Source organism: Thermoanaerobacter sp. A7A (genome assembly GCF_000445185.1).
In the GTDB taxonomy this organism is placed as follows: Bacteria; Bacillota; Thermoanaerobacteria; order Thermoanaerobacterales; family Thermoanaerobacteraceae; genus Thermoanaerobacter.
Map to the genome: position 1 here is coordinate 23136 of NZ_AVAF01000122.1, position 18051 is coordinate 41186.

At 35.4% G+C, this 18051-nt stretch carries 18 protein-coding genes; all 18 read left to right on the top strand.

The genetic code is table 11. The annotated features are described in order from the left end of the window. Window positions 1-11: 11 nt before the first annotated feature. The gene (locus M663_RS0109055) at window positions 12-1154 is read left to right on the top strand and encodes an acyl-CoA dehydrogenase (RefSeq protein WP_029688685.1); all 1143 of its coding nucleotides are present in this window, start codon (window positions 12-14) and stop codon (window positions 1152-1154) included. A 12-nt stretch (window positions 1155-1166) separates the two neighbouring features. Next, window positions 1167-1949 (top strand): electron transfer flavoprotein subunit beta/FixA family protein, encoded by a 783-nt coding sequence (locus M663_RS0109060; protein WP_004400786.1) that lies wholly within the window; start codon window positions 1167-1169, stop codon window positions 1947-1949. A 15-nt stretch (window positions 1950-1964) separates the two neighbouring features. Further along, complete coding sequence (locus tag M663_RS0109065; protein ID WP_029688686.1) at window positions 1965-2972, top strand: electron transfer flavoprotein subunit alpha/FixB family protein; 1008 nt, start codon at window positions 1965-1967, stop codon at window positions 2970-2972. 82 nt (window positions 2973-3054) lie between these two features. Beyond that, complete coding sequence (locus tag M663_RS0109075; protein ID WP_029688687.1) at window positions 3055-3900, top strand: 3-hydroxybutyryl-CoA dehydrogenase; 846 nt, start codon at window positions 3055-3057, stop codon at window positions 3898-3900. 30 nt (window positions 3901-3930) lie between these two features. Continuing rightward, window positions 3931-4410, top strand: a complete 480-nt coding sequence (coaD, locus tag M663_RS0109080; RefSeq protein ID WP_029688688.1) for a pantetheine-phosphate adenylyltransferase — start codon at window positions 3931-3933, stop codon at window positions 4408-4410. A gap of 15 nt (window positions 4411-4425) precedes the next feature. Continuing rightward, window positions 4426-5604 (top strand): acetyl-CoA C-acetyltransferase, encoded by a 1179-nt coding sequence (locus M663_RS0109085; RefSeq protein ID WP_029688689.1) that lies wholly within the window; start codon window positions 4426-4428, stop codon window positions 5602-5604. Window positions 5605-5741: 137 nt separating this feature from the next. Then, on the top strand, window positions 5742-7148 hold the full coding sequence (locus tag M663_RS0109090; RefSeq protein ID WP_019907411.1) for a sigma-54-dependent Fis family transcriptional regulator: 1407 nt from the start codon (window positions 5742-5744) through the stop codon (window positions 7146-7148). 265 nt (window positions 7149-7413) lie between these two features. Then, window positions 7414-7830 carry a MaoC family dehydratase gene (locus tag M663_RS0109095; RefSeq protein WP_029688690.1) on the top strand — a complete coding sequence of 139 codons (417 nt, stop codon included), beginning with the start codon at window positions 7414-7416 and terminating at the stop codon, window positions 7828-7830. A 30-nt stretch (window positions 7831-7860) separates the two neighbouring features. Further along, window positions 7861-8727, top strand: a complete 867-nt coding sequence (locus tag M663_RS0109100) for a branched-chain amino acid ABC transporter permease (RefSeq protein ID WP_004400767.1) — start codon at window positions 7861-7863, stop codon at window positions 8725-8727. 2 nt (window positions 8728-8729) lie between these two features. Beyond that, on the top strand, window positions 8730-9725 hold the full coding sequence (locus M663_RS0109105) for a branched-chain amino acid ABC transporter permease (protein ID WP_004400765.1): 996 nt from the start codon (window positions 8730-8732) through the stop codon (window positions 9723-9725). A 10-nt stretch (window positions 9726-9735) separates the two neighbouring features. Then, window positions 9736-10506 carry an ABC transporter ATP-binding protein gene (locus M663_RS0109110; RefSeq protein ID WP_004400762.1) on the top strand — a complete coding sequence of 257 codons (771 nt, stop codon included), beginning with the start codon at window positions 9736-9738 and terminating at the stop codon, window positions 10504-10506. Continuing rightward, window positions 10499-11227 (top strand): ABC transporter ATP-binding protein, encoded by a 729-nt coding sequence (locus M663_RS0109115; RefSeq protein ID WP_029688691.1) that lies wholly within the window; start codon window positions 10499-10501, stop codon window positions 11225-11227. The genes M663_RS0109110 and M663_RS0109115 overlap by 8 nt, the downstream gene beginning before the upstream one ends. 22 nt (window positions 11228-11249) lie before the next feature. Next, entirely contained in the window at window positions 11250-12521 is a 1272-nt protein-coding gene (locus tag M663_RS0109120; protein ID WP_004400758.1) for an ABC transporter substrate-binding protein, read from the top strand. A gap of 71 nt (window positions 12522-12592) precedes the next feature. Next, window positions 12593-13432, top strand: coding sequence for an alpha/beta hydrolase (locus M663_RS0109125; protein ID WP_029688692.1), 840 nt, complete (start codon window positions 12593-12595; stop codon window positions 13430-13432). Continuing rightward, entirely contained in the window at window positions 13408-14436 is a 1029-nt protein-coding gene (locus tag M663_RS0109130) for a 3-oxoacyl-ACP synthase (protein ID WP_029688693.1), read from the top strand. The genes M663_RS0109125 and M663_RS0109130 overlap by 25 nt, the downstream gene beginning before the upstream one ends. A 38-nt stretch (window positions 14437-14474) precedes the next feature. Beyond that, window positions 14475-15770, top strand: coding sequence for an acetyl-CoA hydrolase/transferase C-terminal domain-containing protein (locus tag M663_RS0109135; RefSeq protein ID WP_019907412.1), 1296 nt, complete (start codon window positions 14475-14477; stop codon window positions 15768-15770). A gap of 49 nt (window positions 15771-15819) precedes the next feature. Next, window positions 15820-17031 (top strand): acetyltransferase, encoded by a 1212-nt coding sequence (locus M663_RS0109140; RefSeq protein WP_029688694.1) that lies wholly within the window; start codon window positions 15820-15822, stop codon window positions 17029-17031. Window positions 17032-17144: 113 nt separating this feature from the next. Further along, window positions 17145-18041 (top strand): alpha/beta hydrolase, encoded by an 897-nt coding sequence (locus M663_RS0109145; RefSeq protein ID WP_029688695.1) that lies wholly within the window; start codon window positions 17145-17147, stop codon window positions 18039-18041. Window positions 18042-18051: the final 10 nt, after the last annotated feature.

Here is an 18051-nt window from a genome sequence, read left to right on the forward strand (position 1 = left end):
GAGGAATTTTAATGGATTTTTCATTGACGAAAGAACAACAGATGGTAAGGAAAATAGTAAGAGAATTTGCTGAAAAAGAGATTGCACCTAAAGCAAAGGAAATTGATTTAACGGGTGAATTTCCTTGGGATAATGTCAAAAAAATGGCGAAAGCTGATATGATGGGAATTCCATATCCAAAGGAATATGGAGGAGCAGGAGGAGATTATATAAGTTATATTATAGCAGTGGAAGAGATATCTCGCGCTTGTGCGGCGACAGGCGTAATATTGTCTGCTCATACATCATTGGCATGTTTTCCTATTTTCCAGTGGGGAACAAAAGAGCAAAAAGAGAAATACTTAATACCATTGGCAAAAGGAGAAAAGTTAGGGGCTTTTGCGCTTACAGAGCCTAATGCTGGAACTGATGCAGCAGCTCAGCAAACGACAGCAGTATTAGAAGGAGATCATTACATTTTAAACGGCTCTAAGATTTTTATAACCAACGGCGGAAAGGCAGATGTATATATAGTTTTTGCTATGACCGATAAATCTAAAGGTACTAAAGGAATAAGTGCTTTTATTATAGAAAAAGATTTTCCCGGTTTTTATATAGGAAAAGTAGAAGAAAAAATGGGCATAAGAGGCTCGAGGGCAGCAGAATTGGTATTTGAAGACTGTGTAGTGCCTAAAGAAAACCTACTTGGCAAAGAAGGAGAAGGGTTTAAGATAGCAATGGTGACTTTGGACGGCGGAAGAATAGGTATTGGCGCTCAAGCCTTAGGAATAGCTCAGGCTGCGTTAGACGAGGTCACAAAATATGTGAAAGAGAGGCAACAATTTGGAAGGCCTATAGGGAAATTTCAGGGCTTACAGTGGTATATTGCTGAAATGGCTACAAAAGTAAGTGCAGCTAGACATCTTGTTTACTACGCTGCATGGAGAAAACAAAACAATTTAAGTTATACGATGGAAGCTGCTATGGCAAAGCTTTTTGCTTCTGAGACAGCCATGGAAGTTACTCCAAAGGCAGTACAAATTTTTGGTGGATACGGCTATACAAAAGATTATCCAGTTGAGAGATTAATGAGAGACGCAAAGATAACAGAAATATATGAAGGTACTTCAGAAGTTCAAAAGATGGTCATAGCCTCGAATTTATTAAAGATGTAAGGAGGAATTGCCATGAATATACTTGTGTTTATAAAACAAGTGCCTGACACTAACGAAGTCAAGATAGATCCAGTTACAAAAACCCTTATAAGAGAAGGGGTTCCCAGCATAATAAATCCAGATGATAAAAATGCTTTAGAAGAAGCTATAAGAATTAAAGAAGAATATGGAGCAAAAGTTATTGTCATAACAATGGGACCTCCACAGGCTGAAACTGCGTTAAGAGAGGCACTGGCTATGGGTGCCGATGAGGCATATCTTTTGACTGATAGAGTATTTGCGGGTGCTGATACTTATGCAACTGCCAAAACTTTGTCAAAGATGGCTAAAAAATTTGACTATGACATAATATTCTGTGGTAGACAAGCTATAGATGGGGATACTGCGCAGGTAGGCCCCCAATTGGCTGAACAGCTTAATATTCCTCAAGTGACATATGTTAAAGAAGTAGAAATTGAAGGTGATACACTTATCGTAAAAAGAGCACTTGAAGACGGATATGAAGTCATAAAAGTCAAAATGCCTGTGCTTTTAACAGCGATTAAAGAGCTTAATACTCCAAGGTATCCTTCTATAAAGGGAATATTTGAAGCGTATAGAGAAAAAGAAGTTAAAATTGTGACTGCTGCAGATTTAGGAGTAGATCCTCAAGAAGTTGGACTTAAAGGGTCTCCTACAAAAGTTATTTCCACAACTACTCCAGAGACACAAAGGGCAGGAGAAATTTTTACAGGCAATGTAAAGGAATGTGTGCAAAACCTTGTCCAAAGATTAGTTGAAAAGCATGTTATATGAAGGAGGCTGGAAAAAATGAATGAATACAAAGATATATGGGTGTTCGCCGAGCAAAGAGAGCAAAGATTAATGAATGTATCTTTAGAGATATTAGGAGAAGCGAGAAAACTTGCTGATAAAAAAGGTGTAAAAGCTTGTGCAGTGTTAATTGGATATGGTGTGAAAGGGCTGGCAGATGAATTAATCAAATATGGTGCTGATGTAGTGTATGTAATAGATAATCCCCTTCTTAAAAACTATACGACAGAAGGCTATGCAAAAGTCATTGCAGACCTTGTAAATGAGTTAAAGCCAGAAGCGATTTTGTATGGAGCCACATATATAGGAAGAGACCTTGCACCAAGAATTGCTTCACGATTGCACACTGGCCTTACAGCAGACTGTACGGGACTTGATATAGATGAAAATGGATTGCTTTTACAAATACGTCCTGCTTTTGGAGGCAATCTCATTGCCACAATAATATGTCCAGAAAGAAGGCCTCAGATGGCGACTGTGAGGCCTGGAGTTATGAAAAAAGCTCCAAAAGACGGAAAGCGCAAAGGAGAAATCATAGAAATACAGGCAAATATTAAAGAGGGTGACATAAGGACCCAAATATTTGATATAATAAAAGAAGCGAAGAGTAAAGTAAATATAGAAGAGGCAGATATTATTGTTTCTGGAGGAAGGGGGGTAGGAGGAGCAGAAGGATTTAAGCTAATTCAGCAATTAGCTGATGCTTTAGGAGGAGTGGTAGGAGCTTCTCGTGCTGCAGTTGATGCAGGATGGATTTCCTCTGACCACCAAGTGGGGCAGACAGGTAAAACCGTAAGGCCAAAGCTTTATATAGCTTGTGGAATTAGTGGGGCGATACAGCATATTGCAGGCATGGGAAATGCAAAAACGATAGTTGCCATAAATAAAAATCCTGATGCACCTATTTTTAAAGTAGCTGATTATGGAATAGTTGGAGATTTATTTAAAGTAATACCGGCATTGATAGAGGAAATAAAGAGGATTAAAAATAACGAGATGGCATGAATTTTGCATATATAAAAAAGAGGGCGGCTGACCTTTTGGCAGCTGACCCTCTTATAAATAAATTTAGAAGGGGTGTTTTAAAATGCAAAAAATATTTGTAGTCGGTGCAGGTACAATGGGTTCGGGAATAGCCCAGGTATTTGCAGAAAATGGTTTCGATGTCATAATAAGAGATGTAGATATCAAGTTTGTAGAAAGAGGTTTAGGAGTAATTGAAAACAATCTCAAAAGAAGTGTTGAAAAAGGCAAAATTACAGAAGAAGAAAAAAATAAAGTTTTAGGAAGAATAAAAGGCACTGTTGACATTAATGAGGCGAAAGATGTTGACTTTGTTATTGAAGCAGCTATAGAAAACATGGAGATTAAAAAACAAATTTTTAAAGAGCTTGATAACGTATGCAAAGAAGGTACAATACTTGCAACAAACACTTCTTCTCTTTCAATAACAGAAATAGCAAGTAGCACAGCAAGGCCTGAAAAAGTTATCGGAATGCACTTTTTTAACCCTGTGCCTGTCATGAAATTAGTAGAAGTTATAAAAGGCATGAAGACTTCTGAAGAGACTTTTAATACAGTAAAAGAGCTGGCGCAAAAGCTTGGTAAGACTCCTGTTGAAGTCAATGAAGCTCCTGGTTTTGTGGTAAACAGGATTTTAATTCCCATGATAAATGAAGCTATAGGAGTTTTAGCTGATGGAGTAGCTTCTGCATCTGACATAGATGAAGCGATGAAATTAGGAGCAAACCATCCCATAGGACCTCTTGCTCTTTCTGACCTTATAGGCAATGACGTAGTTCTTGCAATAATGGATACACTTTATTCAGAATTTAATGATTCAAAATACAGACCCCATCCGCTTTTGAGAAAAATGGTTAGAGCAGGACTTTTGGGAAGAAAAACAGGGAAAGGATTTTTTGAATATAAATAACGAATATAATCTAAAAAGGAAAGAATTGACATGAAAACAGCAATTTATCCAGGAAGTTTTGATCCAGTTACATATGGCCATATAGATATTATAAAAAGAGGAGCACTTTTATTTGACAAATTAATTGTCGCTGTACTTTTAAATCCAATCAAAAAGCCTTTATTTTCAATAGAAGAAAGAATTGAACTTTTAAAAGTTACAACAAAAAATATTCCTAATGTCCAAATAGATTACTTTGATGGCTTATTAGTAGATTATGCAAAAAAAGTAAAAGCTGATGTTATAATAAGAGGTTTAAGGATGATTTCTGACTTTGAGTATGAATTTCAAATGGCTTTAATTAATAAAAAATTAGATCCTTCAATTGAGACAGTTTTTTTAATGACAAATGAGCAATACAGTTATTTTAGTTCTAGTGCAGTAAAAGAAATTGCTCAGTTCAGAGGGGGTTTTTCTAAATTTGTGCCTGAAATAGTAGCCCAGAAGTTAAAGGAAAAGTTAAACCCGTAAGGAGGATTGATTTGTATGAGAGAAGTTGTAATTGTAAGTGGTGCGAGAACTGCAATAGGAAAATTTGGAGGTAGTTTGGCCGGTATTCCTGTTGTAGACTTAGGAGCAATTGTTATAAAAGAGGCTTTGAAAAGGGCAAACATTGCTCCTGAACAAGTGGATGAAGTGCTTATGGGAAATGTAATACAAGCAGGACTAGGACAAAACCCAGCAAGGCAGTCGGCAGTGAAAGCAGGAATTCCAGTTGAAGTAACATCTGCAACAATTAATATGGTTTGTGGATCAGGACTTAGAACTGTAGCAATGGCAGCACAGGCTATTATGACAGGAGATGCAGAAATAGTTGTTGCTGGTGGAATGGAAAATATGTCAAGAGCGCCATATCTTTTAAATGAAGCTCGATTTGGCTATAGAATGAACGATGGTAAAATAGTGGATTCTATGGTATACGACGGTTTAACCGATGTGTTTAATCAATATCTTATGGGTATAACAGCTGAAAATGTTGCTGAAAGATATGGAATTACAAGGGAAGAGCAAGACGAATTTGCGCTAAGAAGCCAAAAGCTTGCAGAAGCTGCGATTACATCAGGAAGGTTTAACGATGAAATTGTACCTGTTTTAATTCCTCAGAAAAAAGGCGATCCCATAGAATTTAAAACGGATGAACATTATAGACCTGGTACAACATTAGAGGCTCTTTCTAAATTAAAACCTGCGTTTAAACCGAATGGAACAGTTACAGCAGGAAATGCATCTGGCATAAACGATGGAGCAGCTGCTGTGGTTGTTATGTCAAAAGACAAAGCAAAAGAGTTAGGAATTACTCCACTTGCTACAATTAAGTCTTATGCTTATGCAGGTGTTGATCCAAGTGTTATGGGATTAGGTCCTATTTATTCTACAAGGAAGGCTCTTGATAAAGCAGGCTTAAAAATTGAAGACATTGACCTTATAGAAGCTAATGAAGCCTTTGCAGCACAAGCGTTAGCAGTTGCAAAAGAACTTAAATTTAACATGAATAAAGTAAATGTCAACGGTGGTGCAATAGCTTTAGGCCATCCTATTGGTGCAAGCGGAGCTAGGATTTTAGTGACACTGCTTTATGAAATGAAGAAGAGAGGTTCCCATCTTGGGCTTGCGACACTTTGCATAGGCGGTGGTATGGGCATATCAATGATTATAGAAATGTAAAGTAAATAGAGAAAATAATGGCCCTCGGTTTATGCCGGGGGTTATTGACTTTTAATAACGATTACATATATAATAAATATCAAAGGATGTCCTAAAATGATACATCCCTTCTTTTTAATATTAAGGGGAGAGAAAAGATGGGCAAGAATGTTGGCAAGTCGTTTTTGTTTAGTGAAAAAATGGAATTTTTATTTGAAAGTGTTTTTGACAAACTGCCAATTGCTTTTGATATACTTGATGCAGAAGGTAATATAAGAATGATGAATAAAACGTTTTTAGATTTTTTAGGCTTGGAAAAAGAAAAAGTTATTAACAGATACGTATTGGACGTTGATCGAAACTCGCGATTTCCTCTTGTTTTGAAAACAGGACAGAACGAGATTGCCTATAGACATAAGTTTGCCAATGGAAAAGAAGCTATTGTGCATAGAATTGCGATAAAAGATGGCGACGAGGTTATTGGCGGTTTTGGAATGATTTTGTTTGAGGATTTAAATGAACTTAGAAAACTCATAGAAAAAAACAGGCTTTTAGAGACTGAACTTAATCACTATAAAAAAACATTAAGAAAAATTCGTGGTGCCAGGTATTCATGGGAGAATATTGTTGGAAAAAGTGATGCAATAATTGAGTGTAAGAAAAAAGCTATAAAAATGGCTAGTATGGATTCCAATATTCTTATATATGGAGAAAGTGGGGTAGGGAAAGAACTTTTTGCTCAGGCAATCCACAATTCAAGTAGCAGAAGAGATTATCCCTTTGTAACTGTAAATTGTGCTGCTATACCAGAGCAGTTAATGGAATCAGAGCTATTTGGTTATGAAGAAGGCGCTTTTACAGGAGCTCAAAAAGGCGGTAAAATAGGTAAGTTCGAGCTTGCAAATCATGGTACTATCTTTTTAGATGAAATAGGTGATATGCCGTATACAATGCAAGCAAAACTTTTAAGAGTGCTTCAAGAAGGAGAAATCGAAAGAGTAGGTGGCAAAGAACCTATTAGAGTTGATGTACGCGTAATATCAGCGACAAACAAAGACCTTACAAAACTTATTAAAGAAGGCAAATTTAGGAGTGATTTGTTTTACAGGATAAATGTATTAATGCTTAATGTTCCACCATTGCGTGAAAGAAAAGGAGATATTCCACTTTTGATAGATCATTTTTTGTACCTTTTGGCTCAGAATTCTGGAATATACAAAAAAATTTCTAAGGAAGTGTATGATATTTTGGAGAAATATGATTGGCCAGGTAACATAAGGGAACTTAGAAATGCAGTTGAGCGAATGGTTGTCAATTCGGAAGGTGATACAATTAGGAAAACAGACATTCCTCTTTATATTCTAAACAAAGAGATACCCATAAGGAAGAAAGGGTCGGGACTTCAGCAAATGCTTGAAGAATTTGAAGAGAAGATAATCCTTGAGACTTTAAAAGAGTGTAACTATAATAAATCACAAGCAGCAGAAATATTAAAAATACCAAGGTCAAGACTTTATCGGAAGCTAAAAAAGTTTAATATTCTCGAAGATAATGAAGTAAAATGATACTGTGTAGCGAAAAGCTACAAATTTTGAAAACGCAGGAGACATATCTCTTGCGTTTTTTTGTATTATTGTGAGACATTTATCAATAAAAAATTGTATTTTGTAATGTCTTTAAAAGCAACAAGAGAATTTTTAATTTAAAGGGTGGACATTTAAAAAATCCACATTTGACTGCTTATTTTCTAAAAATTTTTAAGCAAAATTAATAGTTGGCACTTTTTTTGCTTTTACTATTTAGAGAAAAACAACTGAAAGGAGTAGCATTATGGGGAAAACGATTAATGAATTAAAAATTGGTGACAAAGACTATTTTGAGAAAACAATTACAGAAACAGATGTATATTTATATGCTGGGATTACAGGTGATTTTAATCCTGCCCATATTAATCAGGTAGCATCTGAAAAAACGATGTTTAAGGGAAGGATAGCTCACGGAATGTTGACAGCGGGGTTAATTTCTGCTGTTTTGGGTACTAAGTTACCAGGACCGGGAACTATTTATCTTGGTCAAGAATTGAAGTTTACAAAACCTGTAAGGATTGGCGATACAATCAAAGCTGAGGTAGAAGTAGTAGAAATCATCCCTGAAAAAAATCGAGTTATATTAAAAACAATATGTACAAATCAAAATAACGAAGTTGTACTGGAGGGCATGGCGACAGTACTTGCACCAAAGGAGTAAGCAGAAATTATTGGAATGGGAGGTTAGTACATGTTATTGCAACAATTAATAAGCGGTTTTGCTACAGGTGGATTATATGCATTAGCAGCATTAGGTCTCGTATTGATATACAAAACTTCTGATGTAGTAAATTTCGCACAGGGCGAAATGGCGATGTTTTCTACTTTTATTGCATATACAACTATGACATCCTATGGTATGTCTTATTGGGAAGCTTTTATATTGGCACTTTTGTTTGCGTCAGTTTTAGGATTTATCGTAGAAAGATTTTTCATAAGACCTATACAAAATGCTCCAGTTTTAAGTCTTTTAATTGTGACATTAGGTCTTATGATGATTGTAAATGGTATAGCAGGATGGGCATTTGGTTTTGAGACTCATAGTTTTCCAGCAATTGTCGGGGGGGAATTAAAAATTTTTGGTGCAGTGATATCAAAGTCAAATCTTTTGACATTAGTTATTACAGTATTTATAATGGGAATTTTGTTTTATATGTTGAAATATACTCTTGCTGGAATTGCTATAAGGGCTACATCAGAAAATCCAACTATTGCAAGGTTAATGGGTATTGCTGTTAATCATGTTTATTCTATTACTTGGGTTGTAAGTTCTATACTTGGTGCAATTGCAGGTATGTTCATAGCCCCAACTACATTTCTTGATGTAAATATGATGTCTTCTGTGTTGCTAAAGGCATTTACTGCTGCAGTTTTAGGAGGATTTACAACTTTTGTGGGGCCTGTAGTAGGAGGGTTAATACTTGGAGTGTTAGAAAACATTGCAAGTGGCTATATTTCTGCGCAACTGAGTTCGACATTTGCGTTTGCTCTTATAGTTATAATGCTATGGATTAAGCCTACGGGACTTGTTGGCCAAAAAGTGGGAAAGAAGGTGTAAAAATGAATGCAAAAAAATACATCTCATGGATAGTTCTAATTTTAATTGCTACATTAATTCCACCTATATTAAATTTACCGGGTAGCCTTCAGTATCTTTTAGATTTGTCGCTTATATATGCAATTGTCGCAATAGGCCTTAATCTTCTAATGGGTTATGCAGGACAGATATCCTTGGGACATGGTGCTTTTTTGGCTGTTGGTGCTTATACTTCAGCATATTTAACACTTACACTTCATGTGCCATTTTTTATAGCACTTATATTATCAGGTTTAATAACAGGTATTGTGGGGATTCTTTTAGGACTTCCTGCACTGAAGTTGGAAGGGAATTATTTAGCGATAGCTACTCTTGGATTTGGTGTAGCTGTAACACAAATTTTTGCTATATGGACAAGTTTTACTGGTGGTTTTTCAGGTATAAAACCATTGAAACCTGAATTATTTGGTTTTAAGTTTAATTCGTATCTAAGTTATTACTATATTATCTTAATTTTAACTATTGTTCTTGTAATATTGACTTGGAATATTATAAGGACAAAAGTGGGCAGAAGCCTAATGGCTATGAGAGACAGTGAAATTGCTGCAAAGGCAATGGGAATAAATGTTTCGTATTATAAAACATTAGCTTTTGGATTAAGCGCATTTTATACAGGAATTGCAGGAAGCCTTTATGCTCACCTGCTTGGTTTTATGACTCCTTATGATTATGCATTCAGCATAGGGATGTCTCTTAATTTTCTTGCAATGATTGTTATAGGCGGGATAGGAACAATAAGTGGGTCCATAATTGGGGCAATAATTATGACGTGGCTTCCACAGATTACCTCCAATTTACCCATAAAAAGTTTATCGCAAATTATTACAGGTGCAATTATAATAGCCGTCGTAATCTTTTATCCAAACGGTATAGCATATGCGGGAGCTAGACTAAAAGATAAATTTGAGAAATTATTTGCGAAGCACCAAGAAAAAATCGTAGTTAAGATAGAGAAGTGAGGGATAATGCATGGAACATTTAATAGTTGACAATTTAACTATGGAATTTGGAGGTTTGAAAGCTGTTGATTCTCTCAGTTTTAGTGTTAAAAAGGGTGAAATCTATGGTCTTATAGGTCCTAATGGTGCTGGGAAAACAACTGTTTTTAATTGCGTATCAAGGTTTTACAATCCTACCTCCGGCAGAATTATTTTTGAGGGTAAGGAAATTACAAAGCTTAAACCTCATGAAATAATAAGAGCAGGGATATCTAGAACTTTTCAAAATGTAGAACTCTTTAAGCATATGACTGTATTAGAAAATTTGCTTGTTGGTCAAGTTGCATTTACAAGAGAGAACATATTATCCGCTGCTTTTATGCTCTCTTCTGTAAGAAAAGAAGAGAGAAGAATTAGGGAGGAAGCTATGGAAATACTTAAAATTCTCAATATAGAAGACAAAGCACATGAATATGCATCGGCACAACCTTATGGAATACAAAAGCTAGTAGAAATAGGAAGAGCACTTGTATCTCAACCACGACTAATCATGTTAGATGAACCTGCTGCAGGTATGAATCACAGTGAAACAGATGAATTAGCTGAATTAATATTAAAATTGCGAGATGAGCTTGGTATTACAATACTTTTAGTAGAACATGACATGTCTCTTGTCATGAATATATGTGAGAATATTTGTGTAATGAATTTTGGCAAAAAAATATGCGAAGGTATACCAGAAAAAGTAAAATCTGATCCTGCTGTCATCGAAGCATATCTGGGGGGTGAAGAGATTGCTTAGCCTTATTGATATAGAATCTTCCTACGGATACGTTAAAGTGCTAAAAGGCATAACAATTGAAATAAAAGAAGGAGATATTGTTGCAATTTTAGGTGCCAATGGTGCAGGAAAAACCACAATACTTAGAACTATATCAGGGCTTTTAAAACCTGACCGTGGGAAAATAGAGTTTATGGGAGAAAGAATAGATGGCAAACCTCCCGAATTAATTGTATCTAAGGGTATTGTACAATCTCCTGAAGGAAGAGAAATTTTCCCTGGTTTATCCGTTTTAGAAAATTTAAAAATAGGTGCTTATACCAGAAAGGACAAAAATAATATTTCAAAAGACCTTGATAGGATTTATCATTATTTTCCACGGCTTAGAGAAAGACAAAATCAAATTGCTGGTACTTTAAGTGGTGGAGAGCAACAAATGCTCGCAATAGCAAGGGCATTGATGGCAAAGCCAAAATTGTTAATGCTTGATGAACCTTCATTAGGACTTGCACCACGTGTAGTTAAGGAAATATTTGAAATTATTAAAGAAATTAATCAAGAAGGGGTAACAGTACTTTTAGTGGAGCAAAATGCCAGACAGGCATTAGCAATAGCTAATTATGCTTATATTTTGCAAACTGGATTAGTAGTAATGGAAGGAAAAGCAGAAGATTTAAAAAATAATGAGGAGGTGAAAGTAACTTATCTTGGAGGTAAAAGCCCAGGGTCGAATGTAAATTAAAAATAATAAGAGGAGGATAATTATGGGGAAAAAGTTTATTAAAAAATTGTTTGTAATAGCATTTGCTTTAATATTTACATTAGGGATTATTTTAACAGGTTGTGGAAACAAAAATAATGAACAGCCAAGTACCCCGGCTTCACAAAAAGAACAAACAAAAAAAGAACTGGCTCAAGGAGTGACAGATACAACAGTAAAAGTAGGTACAACACTGGCGTTGACAGGACCAGTAGCAGTAATTGGCACACCAATGCTCCATGGTATGCAAGCTTATTTTAATTACATTAACGACCAGGGAGGAGTAAATGGCAGGAAAATAGAACTGATATACAAAGATGATCAATTTAACCCTGCTGTAACAGTACAAAAAACTCAGGAATTAGTTGAACAAGATAAAGTATTTGCTCTTGTAGGTACGCTTGGGACTCCAGGATTGCTTGCATCAATGGATTATATCGTTCAAAAAGGAATTCCTGATGTATACCAGGGCTCAGGGTCAAGCAAGTTTGCAATTCCCTTCAAGAAAAATTATTTTCCTGTACAGCCTAATTATACTACAGAAGGACATGTGCTAGCACAATATGCGGTTGATAATTTAAATGCGAAAAACATTGTAATAATTTATCAAAACGATGAACAAGGTACAGAAGGCCTAAATGCTATAAAAGAACAACTTGAAAAGCTGGGGAAATCTGACCTTTTGAAAGCTGTTGTTCCTTTTAACACAACTGATGTAGATTTTAGCACACCGGTATTAAAGGCAAAAGAAGCTAATGGAGATGTTGTAATACTTCTTGGTACCGCGAAACCTCTTGCAGGTATTGCTGTCAAGGCAAAAGAAATTGGGTATAAGCCGCAATTTCTTGCCTCCTATGTGGTTTCTGACCTTACAATGTTTAAACTTGCAAAGGATGCATGGAATGGTGCAATAGTTGCAGGGTGGGCTTACCCAATATATGGTAAAACTGAGAATGAACCTAAAGTTAAATTATTCCTTGATACAATAAAAAAATATTTTCCTAATGAAACACCTTCAGGATATCATGTTGCAGGATGGATTGCTGCTCAAACTTTTGTTGAAGGATTAAAAAGAGCTGGCGATAATCTTACTTGGGATGGTTTTATAAAAGCCATGGAGACATTTAAAGATTGGAATGACGGCCTTGCTTATAAACTTACCTATACAGAGACAGACCATAGTCCGCAAAGGGCAATGTACTTTATGAAGGCTATATACAAAAACGAAAATGAATATACTTATGAGATAATTACCGATTACATTGAACCTAAGTGATACTTTTTAATATTTTAGAAAGGGCTTTTTAAAAAGCCCTTTCTAAAAACCTCATGATAGGAGGCTACCAAATGGCAAAAGTCAGAGTTAATAATATTGAATTATATTATGAAATACACGGAAATGGTCAACCTCTTGTACTAATAGAAGGCCTTGGTTGTTCGAAATGGATGTGGTTTAAACAGATATATGAGTTAAAAAAGTATTTTAAGGTTATTGTTTTTGACTTGAGGGGTGTTGGTGATTCTGATAAACCTGATATGGAATATTCTATTAAGTTGTTCGCTGATGATACAGCGGCTCTGGTAACAGAACTTGGGTTTAAAAAAGTTCACATACTTGGGGTTTCTATGGGTGGTTATATAGCACAAGAACTTGCTTTGGAATACCCTGCTCTTGTTGATAGGTTGATATTATGTTCTACTCATTATGGAGGACCAAATATCGTGCCAATACCACTGTCCACTCTTAGCATTATGTTAAATGGAACAGGTGCAGGTAATGCACTGGAAAATTTGCGAATTGCTATGTCTTTAAGTTTTAGCGATGAATATCTTTCTACTCATAAAGATGAATTTGAACAAATTGTGAAATGGAAATTTGAAAAGCCGCAACCATTTTACGCTTACAAAAGACAATTTTACGCTGGATTAGCATTTGATGAAGAATCAAGAGTTCATTTGATTAAATCTCCTACTTTAATAATGGCAGGTAAAGACGATAAAATCGTACCTTATGAAAATGCTCTTTTATTGCATTCAAAAATTGAGGACTCAGAAGTTGAATTTTTTGATAATGCAGGACACATGTTTTTTATAGAAAAAGCAGAGGAAGTGAATCAAAAAATTGTAGAGTTTTTAACAAAACCTATAGGAGGAGATGAAAAATGGAAAGAAAGAATATTAACGTAGGAATTGTTGGAACAGGACTTTACATTCCTGAGACATATATGACAGCTGAAGATATAGCAAAAGAAACAGGTATACCTGAAGAAATTATAAAAACCAAATTTGGGATTATAAGAAAGCCTATACCGGGTCCGGAAGACCATACTTGTCATATGGGAATACAAGCGGCGAAAGATTGTTTGAGAAGAACTGGTGTTGATCCAAAAGAAATAGACCTCATTATATATATAGGCGAAGAACACAAAGAATATCTACTTTGGACATCTGGTATCAAATTACAATACGAAATAGGAGCAGAAAATGCGTGGGCTTTTGATATGGCGTTAAGGTGCGGTACAGCAGTTGCAGCTTTGAAGATAGCGAAAGATATGATGGTTGCAGATGATAATATTAATACCGTTATGATTGCTGGTGGATACAGAAACGTTGACTTTATTGATTATAAGAATCCGCGCGTATCCTTCATGTATGACCTTGCTGCAGGAGGAGGAGCAATTCTCCTTAAGAAAAATTATAATAGGAACATTGTACTTGAGGCATCAATTATAACAGATGGTTCCTTTTCTGAAGATGTTGCTGTTGTCGGTGGAGGGACAAAATATCCTGTAAGCCATGAAATGATTGATAAAGGACTATATAAATTAGATGTTTTGAATATGGAACATATGAAAAAAGGCCTTGAAGAAAAATCGATGCCTAATTTTTTAGGTGTGATTAAAGAATCTCTAAGGAAAAGCGGATATACACCTTCCGATATTGGCTATCTTGCGATACTTCACATGAAAAGGTCTGCTCATGAATTTATTTTAAATGAACTAGGCTTATCTCCTGACAAATCGATTTACTTAGAAAACTATGGGCATATGGGTCAGATCGACCAGATACTTTCAACACAACTTGCACTAGAAGAAGGAAAAATAAAAGATGGTGATGTAGTAGTATGGGTAAGTGCAGGGATAGGTTATGTATGGGATGCAATTACAATAAAGTGGGGACCTATAGAATAAGTTTTATGGCATAAATTTTATGACAGGAGGTTTTAAACATGGATTATAAAGAACTATACAAAAAGAAGTTAGTTTCTGTTGAAGAAATTTTATCAAAGATTAACAGTGGAGATGAAATTGTTTCTGCTATGGCTGCTTCAGAGCCTCAAGGCATTTTAAGTAAACTCCATACTATAAAAGATAGAGTTGAAGATGTAACGGTTGTTGTATGTCTTCCAATGAAAGATTATGAATTTTTTATGAATCCATCAATGAAAGGGCATTTTCTTACTGAATCATGGTTTTATACTGCAGGATTAAGGGAAGCACATAAATATGGAACAGTATCTTTTATACCCAATCATCTTCATTTAGCTTCAACAAAAAGATTACACTATAGAAAACCCAGGTTTTTCCTAGGCACAGCAACTCCAATGGATAAACATGGATATTTATCATTATCTTTAGGTATTACTTATGAAAAAGATATTCTTGAGAACGCTGATTATGTTGTTTTAGAGGTAAATGAAAACCTCCCAAGGACATATGGTGATACACAAATCCACATAAGCCAGGTGGACTTCATTGTTGAAAATCATGCTCCTGTTCCTGAAATTCCTATTGTAGAACCAAACGAAAAAGACAAAATAATAGGGAATTATATAGCTGAGTTAGTAGAGGACGGCTCAACGATTCAATTGGGAATAGGTGGAATACCTAATGCTGTGGCAAAAGCACTTTTAAATAAAAAAGACCTTGGCATTCACACAGAGATGTTTACAGAAGGAATGGTAGATTTATTTGAAGCTGGGGTAATCACCAATAAGAAAAAGACCTTATGGAAAGGAAAATCTATAGCTACATTTGCACTTGGTACTAAGAAACTGTATGATTTTATAGATGATAATATGGGAATAGAATTTCAAAGAGGCGCAGTTGTCAATGACCCATATGTAATAGGCCAAAATTATAAAATGGTATCTATAAATACTGCACTGCAAGTAGATTTAACAGGTCAAGTTTGTTCAGAATCTCTGGGTATAAGGCAATTCAGTGGGACGGGGGGACAAGCAGACACGGCAGTAGGGGCACAAATTTCAAAAGGAGGAAAATCAATAATAGCACTGTACTCATCAGTAAAAAACGATGCTATATCTACAATAGTTCCTGTGCTGACAGAGGGTGCTGCAGTGACTCTTTCAAGAAATGATGTAGACTATATTGTTACAGAGTATGGCATTGCAGAAATGAGAGGACGGTCAATAAGAGATAGAGTCAGAAATTTAATAAACATTGCTCATCCTAAATTTAGAGATGAACTTAAAGAGAAGGCTAAAGAGCTTATGATATGGTAATATTTGAATGTTAAAGATAAAATGACGATGAAGAAAGGAGGAACAATTTATGAAGAAGCTAAGAGTATTTCCTTTATTGGTAATAATGTCGTTGTTATTATTTCAAGGACATTATAAAGCAACATCATATTTTGACCCAACACCAATAAAAACATTTACAGACTCCAAATACTGGACTAAAGTGGAACTTTTAAGGGATAGCAATCCTAACATAGGACAAGAAAAATTCATAACAGATAATCAACAGAAGGATTCAGAAATCATCAAAGAATTTAACAACAATCCTCAACCAAATTCGCAATATTTTTTGCTCCATTATGCACCGGGTTGGGATACAGGCACAAAGCCATATCCTGTAATTCTTGTTCACGGTGCTGGTTCTGATGCAAACTTTTTTGCAGATCCTAAAAGAGATGGTTCGATTACTGGTTTGATGCAATATCTTTCGCAAAGAGGTTATAAGGTCTTTGCTGTTACATTTGCGCATCCTCATGGGGACAATTACATTCAAAGAGAGATTCTTGCTGATGCGATTCAGAAGGTTAAGGCTGTAACAGGAGCAAGTAAAGTTGATATTATAGCACATAGTAAAGGCAATATGTCTGCGAGAATGTACGTATCAAATGTCAAAAAATCATGGGGAGTTGATTTTGGAAAAGATGTGAGAAGATATATCCAGCTGGGAGCTCCAAATGGTGGAATTGACTTTACTTTTAGGAATCCAAATATGGCATGGGGTATAATAACAACTAGAGGATTTGGACCTGTTCCTTATACTTATATGTTGATTTATGGATTATGGTATAATACCACCTATCACAGTATATATACAGAAGGTGGTGCCTATCCAGGACAACTTCAGATGTTAGCAAGATGGGATAGTGTATATCCTCTAAATACAACGCAGCAAGATTGGTATACAACTTATTATGGAGGATGGGGATTTGCTAGTTATTCCTATGGGATAGATTATGCAATTAAAGAAGGTGGGAATCTTATTAATACATTACAGAATTCCCCTGTAGATCCTTCTGTAGAAATGGCTGTGTTGGCTGGAGATTATAATTATATAAATGGTGTTCCGTGGGAGACCACAGGGCCCAGTGATGGATTAGTATTTGTAAAAAGTGCTACTGATACATCGGCAATGACAAAATCAGGAGCAAAACTTTTAGCGAAAGACGTATACCATTTAAATCACCTTGAGCTGGCATATGATAAATCAGCTATGGATTGGATAGATGCACAATTGTCAAAATGAGAAAAGGAATTGCTTTTAGCAAAAGTAAATTATATTTCAAGCAGTTTATTTCCTCGGAAACAAATTAAAATATTATATTTTGTAGATGTTAAAAATAAAGGGGGTTAAAATTTATGTGTAGAGTAATATATAAAAAAATTGCTTTACCAAATGGAGAGGAAATTGGTTACAGAGAAAGAGAAGGAGGAAAAGACGCAATAATTTTTGTTCATGGTAATCTAGTTTCATCAAAATATTGGGAAAAATTTATGCAAAGATTTCCTGAAAATTTTAAACTTTATGCAGTAGATTTAAGAGGAGCAGGAATCTCTTCATATAACAAGCCTATTGAAACAATGAGGGATTTTTCTGAAGATATATGGCTTTTTTCACAAGAAATGAATATCAAAAAGTTTATTCTTGTAGGGTGGTCGATGGGCGGAGTAATTTCTATGCAACTAGCGGCTGACCACCCTGATTCAGTAAAAAAATTGATTCTTGTAAGTTCACCATCTTGCAAAGGTATACCATTTACAAAAAAAGATGAAGAAGGTAAAGTGATACCGGGTGAATATTGGAAAACAAAAGAAGAAGTGTTTAATGATAAGGTACAAGTTTTACCGCTAGTGTATGCGTTGAGGTCGGAGAATAGGGAAATAATGAAAAATATTTGGGATTCTGCTGTGTTTAACTATAAAAAACCTGAAGAAAACTATTATAAAGAGCTCATAGAAGATATTTTTACAGTAAGAAATTATCCTGATTGTGCATGGGCAACTCAGATTTTTAATATATCTCACCTTCATAATGGTGTGGTCACGGGTACAGGGGAAGTAGACAATCTAAAGATGCCTGTATTGTTATTATGGGGAGAATATGATGTAATCGTAAAAAAAGAGTATAGTGATGAAACATCAAAAGAAATCGGGGAGAATGCCCATGTTGTAGTTATTGAAAATGCGGCTCATAGTGTGTTTATTGATAATGAAGAACAAACATTAAAGGTTATGCTAGACTTTATTGAGAAATAGGGGAGGAGAT

Coding starts and splice junctions, on each gene's coding strand:
- M663_RS0109055 (WP_029688685.1), top strand. CDS start 12: ATGGATTTTTCATTGACGAAAGAACAACAGATGGTAAGGAAAATAGTA.
- M663_RS0109060 (WP_004400786.1), top strand. CDS start 1,167: ATGAATATACTTGTGTTTATAAAACAAGTGCCTGACACTAACGAAGTC.
- M663_RS0109065 (WP_029688686.1), top strand. CDS start 1,965: ATGAATGAATACAAAGATATATGGGTGTTCGCCGAGCAAAGAGAGCAA.
- M663_RS0109075 (WP_029688687.1), top strand. CDS start 3,055: ATGCAAAAAATATTTGTAGTCGGTGCAGGTACAATGGGTTCGGGAATA.
- coaD (WP_029688688.1), top strand. CDS start 3,931: ATGAAAACAGCAATTTATCCAGGAAGTTTTGATCCAGTTACATATGGC.
- M663_RS0109085 (WP_029688689.1), top strand. CDS start 4,426: ATGAGAGAAGTTGTAATTGTAAGTGGTGCGAGAACTGCAATAGGAAAA.
- M663_RS0109090 (WP_019907411.1), top strand. CDS start 5,742: ATGGGCAAGAATGTTGGCAAGTCGTTTTTGTTTAGTGAAAAAATGGAA.
- M663_RS0109095 (WP_029688690.1), top strand. CDS start 7,414: ATGGGGAAAACGATTAATGAATTAAAAATTGGTGACAAAGACTATTTT.
- M663_RS0109100 (WP_004400767.1), top strand. CDS start 7,861: ATGTTATTGCAACAATTAATAAGCGGTTTTGCTACAGGTGGATTATAT.
- M663_RS0109105 (WP_004400765.1), top strand. CDS start 8,730: ATGAATGCAAAAAAATACATCTCATGGATAGTTCTAATTTTAATTGCT.
- M663_RS0109110 (WP_004400762.1), top strand. CDS start 9,736: ATGGAACATTTAATAGTTGACAATTTAACTATGGAATTTGGAGGTTTG.
- M663_RS0109120 (WP_004400758.1), top strand. CDS start 11,250: ATGGGGAAAAAGTTTATTAAAAAATTGTTTGTAATAGCATTTGCTTTA.
- M663_RS0109125 (WP_029688692.1), top strand. CDS start 12,593: ATGGCAAAAGTCAGAGTTAATAATATTGAATTATATTATGAAATACAC.
- M663_RS0109130 (WP_029688693.1), top strand. CDS start 13,408: ATGGAAAGAAAGAATATTAACGTAGGAATTGTTGGAACAGGACTTTAC.
- M663_RS0109135 (WP_019907412.1), top strand. CDS start 14,475: ATGGATTATAAAGAACTATACAAAAAGAAGTTAGTTTCTGTTGAAGAA.
- M663_RS0109140 (WP_029688694.1), top strand. CDS start 15,820: ATGAAGAAGCTAAGAGTATTTCCTTTATTGGTAATAATGTCGTTGTTA.
- M663_RS0109145 (WP_029688695.1), top strand. CDS start 17,145: ATGTGTAGAGTAATATATAAAAAAATTGCTTTACCAAATGGAGAGGAA.